This window comes from Paenibacillus sp. FSL H3-0333 (assembly GCF_038002805.1).
GTDB lineage: Bacteria > Bacillota > Bacilli > Paenibacillales > Paenibacillaceae > Paenibacillus_AQ > Paenibacillus_AQ silagei.
In genome coordinates, this window is sequence record NZ_JBBODG010000001.1 from 5805750 (window position 1) to 5821563 (window position 15814).

Annotated in this window: 17 protein-coding genes; 6 read left to right on the forward strand and 11 right to left on the reverse strand. The window is 53.7% G+C overall.

Annotated features, from left to right (window positions below):
* Window positions 1–130 precede the first annotated feature (130 nt).
* The gene (locus MHH78_RS25670) at window positions 131–1219 is read left to right on the forward strand and encodes a low temperature requirement protein A (RefSeq protein WP_341169264.1); all 1089 of its coding nucleotides are present in this window, start codon (window positions 131–133) and stop codon (window positions 1217–1219) included.
* Window positions 1220–1328: 109 nt separating this feature from the next.
* Here the strand turns inward: MHH78_RS25670 and MHH78_RS25675 are convergent, their stop codons facing one another.
* Together MHH78_RS25675 and MHH78_RS25680 are read right to left on the reverse strand one after the other, a co-directional pair.
* Window positions 1329–2732, reverse strand: coding sequence for an NAD(P)/FAD-dependent oxidoreductase (locus MHH78_RS25675; RefSeq protein WP_341170380.1), 1404 nt, complete (start codon window positions 2730–2732; stop codon window positions 1329–1331).
* 453 nt (window positions 2733–3185) lie between these two features.
* Entirely contained in the window at window positions 3186–3548 is a 363-nt protein-coding gene (locus MHH78_RS25680) for a hypothetical protein (RefSeq protein ID WP_076086360.1), read from the reverse strand.
* 165 nt (window positions 3549–3713) lie between these two features.
* Here MHH78_RS25680 and MHH78_RS25685 point away from each other — a divergent pair, with 165 nt between their 5' ends.
* A complete protein-coding gene (locus MHH78_RS25685) occupies window positions 3714–5003 on the forward strand; it encodes a S8 family peptidase (protein ID WP_076086357.1) in 1290 nt (429 codons plus the stop codon).
* Between the two features lie 95 nt (window positions 5004–5098).
* Here MHH78_RS25685 and MHH78_RS25690 read toward each other — a convergent pair whose 3' ends face one another.
* The 3 genes from MHH78_RS25690 to MHH78_RS25700 form a co-directional block, all read right to left on the reverse strand.
* The gene (locus tag MHH78_RS25690; protein WP_341169265.1) at window positions 5099–6406 is read right to left on the reverse strand and encodes an amidase; all 1308 of its coding nucleotides are present in this window, start codon (window positions 6404–6406) and stop codon (window positions 5099–5101) included.
* A gap of 157 nt (window positions 6407–6563) precedes the next feature.
* Complete coding sequence (locus MHH78_RS25695) at window positions 6564–7019, reverse strand: hypothetical protein (RefSeq protein WP_341169266.1); 456 nt, start codon at window positions 7017–7019, stop codon at window positions 6564–6566.
* A 34-nt stretch (window positions 7020–7053) separates the two neighbouring features.
* The gene (locus tag MHH78_RS25700) at window positions 7054–7491 is read right to left on the reverse strand and encodes a LytTR family DNA-binding domain-containing protein (protein WP_341169267.1); all 438 of its coding nucleotides are present in this window, start codon (window positions 7489–7491) and stop codon (window positions 7054–7056) included.
* Between the two features lie 280 nt (window positions 7492–7771).
* On the opposite strand from MHH78_RS25700, the gene MHH78_RS25705 reads away from it, so the two are divergent.
* Both MHH78_RS25705 and MHH78_RS25710 read left to right on the forward strand, forming a co-directional pair.
* Window positions 7772–8419, forward strand: a complete 648-nt coding sequence (locus tag MHH78_RS25705; protein ID WP_341169268.1) for a transcriptional regulator — start codon at window positions 7772–7774, stop codon at window positions 8417–8419.
* Between the two features lie 36 nt (window positions 8420–8455).
* Complete coding sequence (locus MHH78_RS25710; RefSeq protein ID WP_340826720.1) at window positions 8456–8602, forward strand: hypothetical protein; 147 nt, start codon at window positions 8456–8458, stop codon at window positions 8600–8602.
* 143 nt (window positions 8603–8745) lie between these two features.
* Here the strand turns inward: MHH78_RS25710 and MHH78_RS25715 are convergent, their stop codons facing one another.
* The 3 genes from MHH78_RS25715 to MHH78_RS25725 all read right to left on the reverse strand — a co-directional run bounded on the left by MHH78_RS25715 (window position 8746) and on the right by MHH78_RS25725 (window position 10463).
* Window positions 8746–9606, reverse strand: coding sequence for an IS3 family transposase (locus tag MHH78_RS25715; protein ID WP_340827831.1), 861 nt, complete (start codon window positions 9604–9606; stop codon window positions 8746–8748).
* Window positions 9607–9617: 11 nt separating this feature from the next.
* Window positions 9618–9935, reverse strand: coding sequence for a transposase (locus tag MHH78_RS25720; RefSeq protein ID WP_076086950.1), 318 nt, complete (start codon window positions 9933–9935; stop codon window positions 9618–9620).
* A gap of 252 nt (window positions 9936–10187) precedes the next feature.
* Window positions 10188–10463: a CD3324 family protein gene (locus tag MHH78_RS25725; protein WP_341169269.1), complete on the reverse strand. Its 276-nt coding sequence runs from the start codon at window positions 10461–10463 to the stop codon at window positions 10188–10190.
* 375 nt (window positions 10464–10838) lie between these two features.
* Here MHH78_RS25725 and MHH78_RS25730 point away from each other — a divergent pair, with 375 nt between their 5' ends.
* Window positions 10839–12530 carry a M3 family oligoendopeptidase gene (locus tag MHH78_RS25730; RefSeq protein ID WP_341169270.1) on the forward strand — a complete coding sequence of 564 codons (1692 nt, stop codon included), beginning with the start codon at window positions 10839–10841 and terminating at the stop codon, window positions 12528–12530.
* Between the two features lie 145 nt (window positions 12531–12675).
* On the opposite strand, the gene MHH78_RS25735 is transcribed toward MHH78_RS25730, so the two are convergent.
* From MHH78_RS25735 to MHH78_RS25745, 3 genes are read right to left on the reverse strand one after another with little or no spacing between them, the layout of a single operon-like run.
* Window positions 12676–13062: an iron chaperone gene (locus MHH78_RS25735; RefSeq protein WP_341169271.1), complete on the reverse strand. Its 387-nt coding sequence runs from the start codon at window positions 13060–13062 to the stop codon at window positions 12676–12678.
* A 26-nt stretch (window positions 13063–13088) separates the two neighbouring features.
* Complete coding sequence (locus MHH78_RS25740; RefSeq protein WP_341169272.1) at window positions 13089–14111, reverse strand: aminoglycoside phosphotransferase family protein; 1023 nt, start codon at window positions 14109–14111, stop codon at window positions 13089–13091.
* Window positions 14108–15040, reverse strand: coding sequence for an alpha/beta hydrolase (locus MHH78_RS25745; RefSeq protein WP_341169273.1), 933 nt, complete (start codon window positions 15038–15040; stop codon window positions 14108–14110). Before MHH78_RS25745 ends, MHH78_RS25740 begins: the two co-directional genes overlap by 4 nt.
* A gap of 259 nt (window positions 15041–15299) precedes the next feature.
* Here MHH78_RS25745 and MHH78_RS25750 point away from each other — a divergent pair, with 259 nt between their 5' ends.
* Window positions 15300–15794, forward strand: a complete 495-nt coding sequence (locus tag MHH78_RS25750) for a sigma-70 family RNA polymerase sigma factor (protein WP_076086375.1) — start codon at window positions 15300–15302, stop codon at window positions 15792–15794.
* Window positions 15795–15814 lie beyond the last annotated feature (20 nt).

Genomic DNA, 15814 nt, shown 5'->3' on the forward strand with positions numbered 1-15814 from the left:
GTCAATTGCCGCCAGGGCAACCTTTCCAGTTGTCACAGATATTCTTGCCTTCTTCTGTGGAGAGCCATTATTATACTTGTAAACCGGACGGCTCCGGGCAAACATTCGGCAAGCAAAGGGGACTAACGCAATGATCATCAAAAAGGTAACCTGGCTGGAGCTCTTCTACGATCTGCTGTTTGTCGCTGCGGTCTCCAAAGCCAGCCATGTGCTGCTGCATGTAGAACACGAGACCCTGTCCCTTGAGACACTGGGCAAATTCGTACTGATCTTCATTCCGATCTGGTGGGCCTGGGTCGGCCAGACGCTCTTCGTTAACCGCTATGGTCAGGATACGGTGATGCACCGGATTTTTCTGATTATCCAGTTGTTCTTCGTATTGATTATGACAGCCAGCCTGTCCGTAGATTTCGATGCCAACTATCTGCCGTTTCTGATTGGCTACCTCGGACTCCGGGTCATGACCGCTGTCCAGTATCATTACAGCCATTCCAGAGAAAGCGGGCATCTGCGGAGCACCGCCCTCTATCTGGGATCACGCTTCTGGATTGGACTTGCGATTTCGGCCTGCTCCCTGTTCTTCGAGTCTTGGGTGCGGTATGCGGTACTGTACGCAGGAATTATGCTGGACATCATTCTCCCGCTGACGGGACGGAGGATTCTGGTGAAGACGCCCCCCAATACCCATCACCTGCTGGAGCGCTTCTCCCTGTTCGCCTTGATCCTGCTCGGCGAATCTGTGGTTAGCATCCTCGCCGTGTTGCAATCCAGCCGCTGGACCGGACAATCTGTCGGCTTCGCTGCGCTCACCTTTGTGCTGATCATCGCCATATGGTGGCAGTACTATGACAACCTGGAGAAGAAGGTCGATATGCATATCCAGACTGCCGGACAGACCATTATCTACGGGCATCTGTTCATTTATCTGTCGCTATGTATGCTTGCTGCGTCAATCCAGCTATTGTTCCTGGATCAGCTTCATTATGGGCAGATGCTGAACCTGTTGTTCGGCTCGGTGCTGCTCTACTTCGCTTCCACGACACTGGTCTTCCAGGTCTACAGGCATAAGCAGCATCGGCTGGGAATGAAGCCGCTGGCAGGGCTGACCGTCATTCTGGCCTGCTTCTATGTGCTGGATCTTATAGTCCATGTACCGAATGTCCTGATCATGGGCGAGCTGGCTCTGTTCTTCGCGCTGTACGCCAGAATTACTGCCTGACCCGGCTGCCCGTCAGCTCTCAGGCACTGGCCCCATCTATTCGCTCTGCACGCCAAGAGACTGCACCAGAGGTCATTGCCCGCCTCAGGTACAGCCTCTTCCGGCCGTCTTACTGGCCTGTAAATTCAATCTCATCGTACTCATAATAAGCCTGTAGGATCTGCTGCCGGTCATCCAGGAACAGCTGGTCAGCCACGCCGCTGACCAGTCTAGGAATCGCATTCCGCAGGCCCGAGATGGCCGATGCCGATAACCCGCAGCTGGCCAGTGCGGAATAGTTGAATACGAATAAGCCATGCAGCAGCTTGCGGCCTGCTTCGTCCCGGCTTTGAAGTGCAAAGCCTGGGCTAAGGTAAGGGTGCGCATCCAGCAGCGGATTCGCTGATCCCGCAGGCGCGGTGTACCGGTCGCTCCAGCGGGCAATATGAGGCTCCACCTGCCGCAGCTCCGGCCGCAGGGCAGGATCGCTAATCAGGCCCGTGCTGACAATCAGATAGTCGAAGCTGAACTCTCCCGCGGGCGTAGTCACTACCGCCTGCTCTCCCGAGGCCTCCACCTTCAGCCACGGCGAGCCGAGATGCAGCCGGAAGCCAGGCCATGCCGCTGCACGGCGGAAGGTATCGCTTGTCGGCGGCTGATTATACTGGAAGAAATGCGAGATCACCGCATATTTGTCCGCATCCGTCAGGGTATGGAACCGCTCAATCATTCCCGAGCCCTCCATCTGGCGGATCGGGTTCACCCCCGGAAGCTGCGCCCGGCGGACGAAGACCTGGGCCTCAGCCGCGCCCTCCTGAAGCGCGTAATTGGCATTGTCGAAGGCGGACGCCCCGCCGCCGAGAATCCCCACCCGCTTGCCGCGAAGGGCAGCGAAGTCAATCTGCCGGGAGGTGTGGGCGTACAGGCGCTCCGGCAGATGATCTGCAATCATTGGCGGAACATGCCACTGCCCTCCGCCTTGAATGCCGGTAGCCAGCACCACCTTACGGGCCAGCAGTGTTCCGGCCTGCGCACCCGCTCCTGTAACCTGCAGACGGTAGATTCCGTCGTCACCAGGTTCAACCAGCATTAGCTGCACCTCGTTACGTACCGGCAGCTTCAGAACCTGCCGGTACCAGCGCAGATACTCCATCCACTGCCCGCGCGGAATTTTATCCACCTCACTCCAGGCCCCCGCCCCATGCTGAGCCTCCCACCAGGAGCGGAAGGTCAGCGACGGAATTCCGAGATCAATCGAGGTCAGATGCTTGGGTGTGCGCAGCGTCACCATCCGGGCATAGGTCTCCCACGGCCCCTCCAGCCCGTCACGATTCTCGTCGATTATCAGCAGATTCGAGATCCGTTCGCGCAGCAGGCCAAAAGCCGCACCGAGCCCGCTCTGGCCCCCGCCCACAATGACGACATCATAGACATGGCCTTCATCATGCTCCACAGGGCGGACCCAGTCCGCGCCGCCATAGGCGAGGTAAGAGAGATCCGTATTCACACGTTCATTCAAGGCTTCCAGGCTCATCATTCCTCAGACCTTTCCAGGGCATCTTCAGCTCATAGCTGCTGCCCGCTTGGCATCCTGCTCCACAATCCCTGATATACATCTATGGCGATATTATATAGGGTATGCCCCCGCTTTTGAATATTGATGGAAGGTTTATTGTCATAAGAGCTGAATTCTGCGGACGGGATTGTACATTGAGCCAATATTTTAACGCCAACTCCCCTTAATGCTTGACAAACGGAATATAATCTCACACTATTCGCAAAATAACCCCACAAATTGAGGCTTTAGCTTCGATGATGACTCAGATACTTTGCGGGGACCCAAAACATATAAAATCTTTCAAAAAAGAGCTGCCCCATCAGCCCTCCGGCCCCGGAAACAGCTCTTTCGTTCAGTCATTCACAGCTACACTATGCAATCTAGCTCTCTATCTTGCTCTGTTCATAGAATATAAATAGGTCCGCCGCCTTAGAAGCGTGCTACAAAAAACTCGCGGTTCGACGGGACGAACTTCTGTGTGCGCTGCACATTATCCGCATCGATAATTCGGAGCGTGTAGCTGACTGTTGTCAGCGTACTGATCGTATTAAACTGGGCGACGCCGAATTCATCGAACTGAGCCGTGATCACAGTGCCGGAGCTCCGGGTCAGTGTAGCCGTCCAGCCCTGTGTATCGTAAGGGACATTGTTATTGTTCACTGCAAGCACGATGAAATTATTAAGCACCTGTCTGATTCGCCGTCTCTTGGGTCTTACTACCGCCGCTGCTCTTGCTTTTTTAGCCATCAGTTGACGTTTTGCCAGCAATGCCTTCTTCTCTGATTCTTTCATTTGCTTCACCACTTTCTATTGGAATACAGTAGTAAATGCAAGAGAAGAATCAACCGAAACGCACTATTGCCTGTTATTTACATAAATGTATCGCTGTACTCATTCATGGTTTCGTACCCACGAGGCAGCTTGCCGCATACACTGCTTCATAGAGGTGATTACATTATGAAGAGTGTACCATCATGGGTCAGGCGTCACGCCGCCAAGCTCAACCGGCCCCTGAAGCATAAGATCCGCAGAGCTTATTCCACTAGTGCTGCAAATGCTGCTATACCGGTGATCATACAGTTCAGACAACCGATTACTCCGGCGGGACTCCGCGAGCTAAGGACGCATCTGGGACGGCATGTCCTCCCGGTCAAGCATCATCTGCGGCTGCACCAGGCCGTGGCTTCACAGGTATCCCTGAAATGTCTGGAGCATGTATGCCGCTGGAACGGAGTCCATAAAGTCTATCTGGACGGCATTAAGAAGGCTACGCTCAACATTGCAACTCCATCCATAGGCGCTACAGCGGTTAGACGCTCAAGAGGGCTTACCGGCAAAGGCATCAACATCGCTGTACTTGATACCGGAGTCTATCCGCATCCCGATCTGACCCGGCCGGTGAACCGCATTCTGGCGTTCAAGGATTATATCAATCACCGGAAATGCCCGTATGATGACAACGGACACGGCACGCATATCACCGGGGATGCCGCCGGTAACGGCTGGTCCAGCCGGGGCAAGTACCGGGGACCCGCGCCGGAAGCGGGGATTGTCGGAATCAAGGTGCTGGATAAGTATGGGGACGGCTATGACTCCACCATCATCAAGGCGATTGAATACTGCATCACCCGCCGCAAAAAGCTGAAGCTGCGCATCCTCTCCATGTCCTTCGGCGGACCGGTGGCTCCGCATGTCAAGGATGACCTTCTCGTCCAAGCGGTGGAAAAAGCCGTCAAAGCCGGCCTCACCGTAGTCATCGCCGCCGGTAATGCCGGCCCCAGGCGCCGGACTATTGAGTCCCCCGGGATCAGCCCCTCCGCGATCACCGTCGGAGCCGTCAATGACCGCCGGACGCTGACGCAGAAGGATGACCGGATCGCCGTCTATTCCAGCCGCGGGCCCGCTCCCGGCGGCAAGGTGAAGCCGGATCTGGTCGCCCCCGGCGATTCAGTGATCTCGCTGCGTGCCCCCGGCTCCCAGCTGGTCCGTGAATTGCCGCGTAATAAGGTCGGCAAGCGGTATTTCAAGCTGTCCGGCACCAGCATCTCCACGCCCATCGTGTCCGGTGCCGCCGCGCAGCTGCTCCAGCTCCGCCCATGCCTCACGCCGCGCCAGGTGAAGCTCTTGCTGAAGCGTAACGCCTTCCCTCTCCGTCTGAAGCCAAATACCGGCGGCAGCGGGGAGATCGACGTACGGTTCCTGAAGCGCCGCTGCTCCCCCAAGAAACCCCACAAAGTGAGACTTTAGCTTCGAAGGATATTCAGGTACTTTGCGGGGACCCCCAAACAAAATAACCGGCACCGTAACCAACCGGTAACCGCTCCTTATTTCACGGGGAGCGGTTACTCCTCAGCCAGACACGGCCATAGCTGCCGTGCCCAAGCTAACAACTCCTCGTCTTCTCCATATCTTCCTATACACTGGAAGCCGAGCGGCATGCCTTCAAGCGTTGCCGCAGGCAGACTGACCGTGGGCACTCCCGCGAAGCCCCAGACCGCAGGCATCCCTGCCCAGCCCGTATTCCGCTCCTCGATCTTCGGCGCAGTCCCCCCTTGGGCTGGAGAGACCCACAGGTCGATTCCCTCTTGCTCCATAAGCTCCATCAGACCCTGCCGTAGCTCCCGTTGCCGGGTACGGTACTGCTCCAGCTCCTCCTCCGGAATCTGTTGTCCTCTAAGGATCGCTTCCTGCACGGGGAGGCCGTATTCCATTCTATGCTCCGCGAATCTGTGCTCATGCTCCCGTGCCAGCTCCCCCTCAATGAAGCGCAGCATGGCATTTCCGTAGATGAGTTCATCCTCCCACGGCATTTGGACGTAACAGACTTCATATCCAAGCTGCTTAAGTCCTGTGATCTGAGCCTCGAACACCCCTTTGACTTCCGCGCTCATCAGCTCCATATAGACTCCCTTGGGGATACCCAGAACCGGCTTACGGTGGATTGGGGCAGCAGGAGCCTCCCAGTCCGGGACAAGCAAGGCTGCCGCTGCCTCCATATCTGGCAAGTCTTGCGTGAAGAACCCTACCGTGTCAAAAGACGGCGAGAACAGTAGCACCCCGTCCAGCGGAACCCTCCCGTAGCTGGGCTTGAAGCCGACCACTCCGCAAAAGGACGCCGGGGCGATCACCGAACGCAGCGTCTGTGTGCCCACAGCCAGCGGACAGAGCCCCGCAGCCACCGCTGCGGCGGAGCCTGCACTGGACCCTCCGGGAGTATGCGCGGTATTATGCGGATTAAGCGTAGCAATCGGCCCGTTATAGGCGAATTCCTCGGTCACCGTCTTGCCTGCAATCACAGCCCCGAGGGCACGCAGCTTAGTGACCAGAGACCCCTGAGCACCGGCTAACAGCTCAGCGGATAGCTGCGATCCCGCCCGGGTCGGCAGACCGTCTACATGCAGCAGATCCTTAATGCCCACAGGAATGCCGAATAGGGCCGGTTTACGCTCATCTCCGCTGTAGGTTCGTTGCAGCAGAGCTTTTTCCGAATCCAGACGCCCTTCTGCTTCATCCTCAGGGACAAATGCATGGATATGCGGCTCAAGCTGTCTGTAACGCTCCAAGTACGGGTCAAGCACAGTTTCGGATGAATATCCGGGTTCGTGAATCCGGCTCATCATTTCTGTCAGGGATACCTTGTGAAGCAGCATAAGATCATCTCCATGGAAGATTATGTATTGCATTTGGCTTATTACGGTTCAGTCTGCAAAAGGTAACAGAAATTCCCAACCTTACTTAGCACCAAAAAAGCCACCCGGGCCGCTTCCCCTCCAAGATGGCTTTCATAACCCCTATCACCAGAGATTCCTAAAGCTCTTCTTCTTTTTGCTCCCCGTCCTGCTTATACTCATACAGCTTCTGATTAAGCTGCTTGGCTTCCCGCTTCCCGTCGATGTGCATCATCGCGTACACCATACTTTTGACCACCAGAATGACAATGACGAACGGTACCAGCACTCCCTTATCCATCAGCGGACCGTCAGCGAACAGCCATAGCCAGAGAATCACCAATACATCACCAAGGATGAAGCAGAGGTAGAAGCTGATCGTCTGCACTTTGGGATCAACCTCATACATATTCACCAGCGCATAGCGGAAGCAGGTAAATGCCGAAGCCCCCAGGAACAGCTGCACCAGCAGCGAGCCCCGGATCATCTCCGTTGAGTTCAGAGCCAGCACAACCGCCGCGAGCACCATCAGACCCCCGCAAGCCACCAGCAGATCCTTCACGAATAAAGACACATACTTTCTGGTTGTAATCATGAGTTTTCCTCCTAGTCAAGTTTGGACAGCACAGCTATAACCCTAACTTCCGTTTGAGCACCGGGACGTATTGTCTGGAGATGTAGACCTTCTCACCGTTGTGCAGCAGCGCCTCGTATCTTCCGTAGAGCACCGGGCGGAGCGACTCGATCTTGGCCACATTCAGAATAGTGGATTTGGATGCCCTGAAAAAATCACCAGACTCATACTCCGTCTCCAGCTCATACAGCTTCAGCCTTGACTCGTACACCTTCTCCTGGCAGTAGATAAACACCTTATGATCCACCGCCTCGAAATAATAGACCTCATGCGGATGGATGATGTGCATCTGCAGCCCGTTCATACCAATCAGCTTCCTTGCGCCTGCGCTCACCGAGTAGATCAGCCCCAGCAAGGCTTCATCTGGGTCATTGCACCTGAGAATAATTTCAGGCTCACCGCCCTCTGGAACCTGTTCAATTGTGATTTTCACCGCCACCGCCTCCTGCATTCTCTCCCTACAGCTACAGTATATTTTTGTAAAATGACTTATACAATGGCCTTTGCGCAAGCTGCACTTTAGCGGGTTCAAGCTGCAGGTTTGGCAGGTCAATGAAATATAGTATAATAACCGGTATAGGTCGTGAAGAACACGCCGCCCCGATACAACATTCGTTTGGAGCTGACTCCGGACACGTTGTATCGGGGCGGCTTTTCTTATGTTCAGGTTCACTGCGAATTCATGGCCAATCTACTGTAAAGGGGAAGCTCTATTGTCAAGATTCGAGCAGCATGTTGAGGAATGGCTACAGGAACAGATTCATGCGAAGACAGGTTCTTTACGGTTGGAGTTTCTTAATAAGGGGTTGGGGCACGGGACCATTGAATTTCTGCGCTCCGTCTGGTTTCCCGCAGTCGGCAATTTCAAGTCTCTATATGCGGAGTGGGAGGTCCGTGACTTCAACAACGGTTACCGTTATTTAGATCTGGCGTATATGCCAGGCGGTGCCAAGGGCGGCATTGAGATTCAAGGCTTTGGTCCGCATGCACGGGACCTTGATGTCAGGCGGTTCAAAGACTTATGCAGACGGCATTGTCTCTTGGCGTTGGACGGCTGGATCTTTTTGCCCATTGCCTATCCATCTATTACTGAAGAACCTCAGCTCTGCCAGCAGCTTGTGCTTGCGTTCATTGGCAGATTCACTGCTACTGATGTAGCTGCATCATTATCTTGGCTGGAGGCAGAAACCGTCCGTCTGGCCCGGCGTGTTCTGCGTCCGCTGACTCCGCTGGAGCTCGCCGCGCACCTGAGGGTGTGTGACCGTCAAGCCAGACGCATTCTTCACCATCTCGTTGATCTCCAGATCCTGGAGGTTGCCAGTGGTTCAGCGCGGGTTCGCACGTATAAGCTCCGGGTCTAGTGTACGCTGAGCCTTGCGGGCGGGGTGCATAAGCCTGTGGGGACGAGCTTGGTAGCTGAGGTGCGTGGGCTTGGTGTCGCGGAGGCGCCTAAGCCGGATGGCACGGATATGTGTGAGCCGGATGGAGCGGAGAGGCGTGAGGCTGATACTACGGAGGTGCACGAGCCTTATGCCGCGGACTGAGAATCCGCTATTTAGCCGAAATTGCTACTTATTCGCTTGTTCGCGGACTGAGATTCCACTATCCGCCTTCGAAATCGCCCAAACGGCCTGTTTGTGCAGCAATAACGGATTGTCTGCTCTTCTGTCAATAAAGTGGACGCCAATTAAACGACTGTCTGGTAGTAAAGTTGCTCAAAACGCACTGGCGACATGTATCCCAGAGTACTGTTGGAACGCTTGCGGTTGTAAAACAACTCCAAATACCAGTATAGCTTTTGGTAGGCCTCTTCCTTGGTTTTAAACTTCGGATGACTGTAGATCAACTCGCGCTTCAGAATGCTGTGGAACGCTTCTATACAAGCATTATCGTAGCAGTTGCCCCTGCGGCTCATACTCGCTTTCATGCGATAGGTTTGGAGCTGTTTCCGGTAGTCCTTGGAGGCATACTGAGATCCTCGGTCGGAGTGGTGTATCAGGTCCTTCCCAGGCTTTTTCGCCTTGTAGGCCTGCTGGAGGGCGCCTAGAACCAGATCCGTGGTCATCCGGTCACTGAGCTTCCACCCGACAATCTGTTTCGTATACAGGTCCAGAATACTCGCCAAATAGAGTTTGCCTTGACGACACGGAATGTACGTAATATCGGCCACCCATTTTTCATTTGGCCTTGTGGCCGAAAAGTCTTGCTGGAGTTCATTGGGCGCAATCGGCAGATCGTGATTCGAGTCCGTGGTCGTGACCCGGTATTTACGGGCCATACACGAACGTATCCCTTGCTCGCGCATGAAGAGGCCGACGGTACGCTCGGAGACCTTCCAGCCCTCCCTTTGGAGTTCCCGATGAATCCTTGGGCTGCCGTAGGTGCCCCCTGAATCCTGGTGATACCACCGAATACGCTGAATCAGCTTCTCTTTTCGCTCGAGTCGTACCGGCTGCTCTGCCGTACGCCATTTGTAGTACCCGCTTCGGGATACCTTGAGGACCTTGCACATCTTCTCCAATCGAAAATCCGAGCGGTGATCTTCGATAAACTGGAACCTTAGTTCTTTTCTTTGCTGAAGATGTGCAGCGCCTTTTTTAGAATGGCCAGCTCTTCTTTCAGGTCCTCGATTTCACGTTCTTTGCGGTGATTCTCCGCTTCGGCATCCTTAAGCGTCTGTTCGATCTGACGCATTTTCTCCGGGTGGTGAATGGCCTCCTGGTCGAATTGGCGGTACTGAGAGATCCATTGGTGAATCGTACTCTTGGGGATATTCAGCTCCTCACAGATATCCCCAATACTCTTGGTCTGCTCCTGCACATATTTCACCGTCTGCTTCTTGAATTCTTCATTGTATCGTTGCCGTCGTTCCCCCACATTGGACACCTTCCTTCGTTAAGCCTATTATCCAGTGTCTCTTAACGTGGCGTCCACTTTTTATTCTAATTGCAGTCAGTCCGCCAAAGGTCCATATAGCCCTGTAAATCCACAATAGCGGAATCTCAGTCCGCAGCCGCTTAGAACACTTGGCCATAGCAGTTTAGCCGATGCACACTTGACCATACACGGCATCCGCTTGGCACTTTTCCCGGACAGCCACGCCCTCCCCAACCGCAAAAAACCCGCAGATCAGCTCTGCGGGTTCTTGGAATATACAATTTTACGGATGCTGTCGATAGATAACCCGTATTGCTCGCACAATTGGTACAACTCTGCACCTTCTTGGAAGCGGCTACGGATCTCAGCATTGCGGACTTTATAGTAATTGGCTGCTCCTGAGCTTTCACCCCATTTTCGGCGTTTGCTCTTGCAGGTTGGGATATACAGGGCTTCCCCTTGAATATATTGCTGAATCTCCTTCAGCAGGTGTTCTGGCAATAGCTTTGCTGCATTTATACATTGCATCTCTGGCTCGCTCCTTAAAATATATTAATCTTTTAAGGGCAAAGCCTGTGTATAAATAACTGTATTTCTTAAAACATACTTCAGGCGAATAAATCCGCTCCATGCCAAGCTTTCGCCTTAGTTATTTCACAGGCTTTGCATGGAGCGTGCCGTGCACGTACTGACTCATTCGAAACATGGGCCATCACCTCCCGGAATTTAATAATTGGTGCAGATTAACTCTATTCTAGAATAATTTCCATATTGGTTCAACCACTAGACGCTGCTGCACCCACAATTAGCTATAATCAAACTTTACGGCCTGAACATTAGTTTTTTGCGGGCGCCAATTATATAATAGAATCTATCTGGTAAAGAAAGGATGCGATGCAGCAAATGAAATTCACAGAATATGTATACGAACGCCCGGATGTGGAGCAATTCAAGCAGGAGTTCACCACTCTGCTGAAAGACCTGGAGACAGGCAATCTGGAGGAGCAAAAGGCTGCCGTGGCAGCAATCAATAAGCTGCGCAGCCGCTTCGATACGATGGAGACCCTCGTGAGTGTCCGCCACTCCATCAATACGGAGGATGCATTCTACAAGGCAGAGCAGGATTATATGGACGAGACCGGACCGGTGATCCAGGAGTACATCACGGATTACAACAGAGCCCTCGTCAACTCCAAGCACAGAGCCGAGTTCGAGCAGGAATGGGGAACACAGCTCCTAAGCCTGGCCGAGATTTCACTGCGTACCTTCAGCCCTAAAGTGATTGAGGATTTGCAACTGGAGAATAAGCTGTCCTCCGAATACTCCCAATTGATTGCGTCCGCCAAAATCATGTTCCAGGGCGAAGAACGCACGCTGGCACAGCTGATTCCATTCGATTCTTCCACAGACCGTGAAGTCCGCAAAGGCGTATTCGAAGCCCGTAATGCCTTCATGGCAGAGCATGAACCCGAATTCGACCGGATCTATGACGAACTGGTGAAGGTCCGGGCGGGAATCGCTGCCAAGCTGGGATACAAGAGCTTCGTGGAGCTCGGGTATGACCGGATGGGACGTACCGATTACAATGCGGACATGGTTGCGAACTTCCGCAAGCAGGTGCATGAGCATATCGTGCCGGTTGCGGGGAAGCTGAAGCAGCGCCAGCGCGAACGCCTTCAGCTGGACGGGCTGAAATTTTACGATGAGGGTATTAAGTTCAATTCCGGCAACGCTACCCCTAAGGGAGACCCGGACTGGATCGTGGCGAATGGTGCGAAGATGTACCAGGAGATGTCCCCGGAGACCGGTGAATTCTTCACCTTCATGCAGGAGAACGGGCTGATGGATCTGGTCAGTAAAAAAGGCAAGGAATTCGGCGGCTACTGCACCTACTTCAGCGACTACCGCGCGCCGTTCATTTTCTCCAACTTCAATGGAACCTCCGGGGATATCGATGTGCTAACCCATGAGGTCGGACACGCCTTCCAGGTATACTCCAGCCGGAATATGGAGGTCCCTGAATATGCATTCCCGACCTCCGAAGCCGCTGAGATTCATTCGATGAGTATGGAGTTCTTCGCCTGGCCATGGATGGACCTGTTCTTCAAGGAGGAGGCGGACAAGTACCGCTTCAACCACCTGGCGGACAGTCTGGAGTTCATTCCTTATGGCGTATCTGTCGATGAATTCCAGCATTTTGTCTACGAGCATCCGGAAGCTACGCCGCAGGAACGCAAACAGGCTTGGCGGGAGATTGAGCGGAAATATCTGCCCCACCGTGATTACGACGGCAACGCATACCTGGAGCAGGGAGGGTTCTGGCACAAGCAGACCCATATCTTCCGCCTTCCGTTCTACTATATTGACTATACCCTGGCCCAGCTCTGCGCCTTCCAGTTCTGGAAACGCTCGAACGAGGACTTCACCTCGGCTTGGTCAGATTATCTGAAGCTCTGCCAGGCCGGAGGCAGCCGCTCCTTCACGGAGCTGGTGAAGCTTGCCGGATTAACCTCCCCGTTCGAGGATGGCTGCATCGGCTCCGTCATCGGAGAGATTGAGGGCTGGCTGAACAGCATAGACGATAAGGCACTGTAGGGACTGGGATTCATACACCAGATACAATTAATTTTCCATGCACCAGCAAGCACAGCGTCAACTATAAAGGGGCTGTCCCAAGTAGCCAGTTCACGGCTTCGGGACAGCCCCTTATTTTAAATTGGATCGACATGAGCCCGTCCTCTTACTTCTTCTTCCGCTTCTCTGCGGCCTGCTGCTGATTCTCTTCCACTCTGTATTTGACGATTCTGGTAATGAGCTCATAAGGGAGCGGCTCCTTGATGGGAAACTGCACCGAACCCTTGGCTCCTTTGTACCGCGCCAGTTCCTCCTTGAAAACTTCGATTCCACTGGGTGCCGGGTAGAACCCAATATGCGTCTTGTAGGCGGCAAAATGCACCAGATTCTTATGCAGGAACCAGGTCGGCATCTGATAGCTGATCTTCTCCACGGCCTCCGGCGCAGCTTCCGAAATGACCTTACGCAAGCTCTGCAGAAGCTCCTGGACCTCCGGTGCAAAGTCCGCAATATATTGGTCAACCGTTTCATAGGTAACTTTGTTCTTTTCCACTTCGGCTTCATCTCCCTTGGGTTGGTTCAAAGATCTTCAAACCATTGCAGGCATACCGGAATGAATCCGGCATAATCATTCAATGCTTGCAGGGTAGGCAGCACCTGACTCGTTCCAAGCTCCCGCTCGGTCGCATCCGGTCCTTCCAGGCCCAGAGACCGCCGGAGGCTATACTCCAGCCAGCCTATTTTGCCGTGGAAGCCGCTGCTTAGCACCTCGGGCCAGGGATCAGTAATTTCTCCCCCTTGATTACGGTAAGCATGGATTACTGCACAGAAATCTGCCTTGCGGATGTGACCACTCTCAAAGTCTGACCAATAGAGCGCCACTTCCATCAGCTCCTGCGCCGGGTTAACCCAGCCTGCGGCCTCCCAGTCAATGATCACGGGCTGGCCTTCAGAGCTCCACATTACATTCTTCGGGTCCAGATCCCGGTGGCTGATGACTATGTTCCCGCTAAGGACCGCCATAGCGGCATTGACCTGCTTTTCATAGCAGCTTAGCTTATCCAGATTAGCCTTAAGGGGTGCAGCCCATGGTAGGCCCATAGCTTCGCCCTGCAAGGCATACCCTTGCCAATCTGTCCGTAATTCCTCCGCTGTGCTGTCCCTTTGAAGCTCGTTGTGAAGAGGAGCGAAGTCCGCTGCATGGATGTCAGCCAGAGCTTGTCCGATCAGAATGCATTGCTCCAGCCCCGCTTCAGCCGCAGAGATGGAACGGCCTTCTATCCAAGGGAACAGCAAATAATATTGCCCATCCGCTTCATGTATACAGCTTCCCTCATTCAGCAGTGCAGGAAGTGCGTTCACTCCCTGGCTGCGGGCCAGCATGGCTACCTTTTCGGCTGCTATCATATTATTCATCACAGCTTCCTTCCGCATCAGCTGCGGGTTAAGCGCCTTCACTGCATACTCTGCCTGATTCGTGGTCACACGATACATCCGGTGGAGGAAACCGCCGGAGATTTGCTCCGGCACACCACTCAGTAAGCCCAACTTATATGTAGCACACAGCTTTTCAAAATTCAATGTGTAATTCGTAAGCGTCATGATCCCTTCGTCCTCCCGGCATAGAACTTCAAATATTCGTCCATGTGACTCTTCCAATAGTCCCCGTCATGCTGGCCTGCTCTGAGGTGATATTCTACCGGCACGCCCTTCTCCTTAAGCAGAGTATACAGTTGCTCCGTGCCTTCATAGAACCGGTAGCTATCCTCCGCCCCGCAGTCCAGGTAGATACTCAACTTCGATAAGTCCCTGTTCTGCGCCAAAAGAAGCGGGTCACGCTCCTGCCTCAGCGCTTCCGTCGGATAGAGAAACTGGACCAGGCCGTTCTCGCCTCCGGCAAGAGACCAGTCATCCAGGAACAGCGCCGGGCTATGCCCGCCAACCCTGCTATAGACATCGCTATGCAAAAACGCCGAATGCAGGCTGATAAAACCGCCCATCGATATGCCGCCAATATAGCGGGAACCGCGCTCAGCCAGAGTACTGAAATGTGAATCTGTATACTCCACAACGTCCTTGACCAGATAATCCTCATACCGTTCACCGCCCAGCGCTGCGGGATCACCTGGATTAACTACAGCATTCAGCCCATAGCTGTTGTCCATCTGGGGAGTGACGATAATGAGCGGCTCGATTTGACCGGTCTCAATCAGTCGTTCTGCATTCTGCTGAAGGTTCAGTCCGTCGAAAATATCCGTCTCCCGGCTGCCATAGCCATGGATGAAATAGAGGACCGGATAACGCTGAGAGGCATTGTACCCTGTAGGAAGATAGACACTGAGCCGCATATCCCGGTCCAGGGCTTCACTGTTAAAAACCAGATTCTGTAAGCCCGGGCTTTGCAGCGGTGCCGTCTCAACCTTGCCTGCTGCCCCTTGAGGGTCTTCGCCTGAGTTCCGCGAACAACCTCCCAGCGCTATACACAGTATGATCAGAAGCAGATACAGCCTGGAGCTTCGAGAACCTTTCATATCGACCGCCTCCCGTTCTCCGCCACAATCGTAGCGCTTACAATTAACAGTACCACAAATCTGGGTATTTATAGTAGTACAATTATACCGCTTGGCTGCGGCCTGTTTGTCACTGGTTGGCCTAACTGATATGTGTTTTAATAAAAATCAATCGTTTTTCCGGTTAGCTCCGTCTTACTTATGAAAACATATTTAAAGGACGACTTCTTCCATAGACCAACACAATAAGGAAGAGGGGATGGTGAATGGGGGGAAGACAATGAAAAAAGCCAATACAGCAGATCTGGCGCTGATGGATGAAGAGGTGTTCTTCGAGCGGCTTGCAAGTGAGCACCGTAAACTGTATGCGCTCGCGTACAGCTATCTGCGCTCAGAAGCAGATGCCCTGGAAGCGGTGCAGGAAGCCTCGTGCCGGGCCTGGATGAAGCGTAAACAGCTTAAGAACGAGCAGGCCTTCACACCGTGGCTACTCCGGATTACCATCAACTGCTGCATGGATGAGTTAAGGCGTAAAAAACGCGTCGTGCTGGCGGAGAAGCTGGATGAGAAGGAGACCCAGGAGATGAGGAGCAGCGACCGTCTCGATCTGGAGCGGGCGATGAGCCGGATCAAGCCGAAATACCGGCATGCCGTGATGCTCAAGTATTACCAGGATATGACGACCACTGAAATTGCCAAGGTACTGAATAAGCCCGAAGGCACGATCAAAACCTGGCTGCGTGAAGGACTTAGGCTGTTGCGGAAATATCTGTGAGCAAATCGGAGGTGACAGAA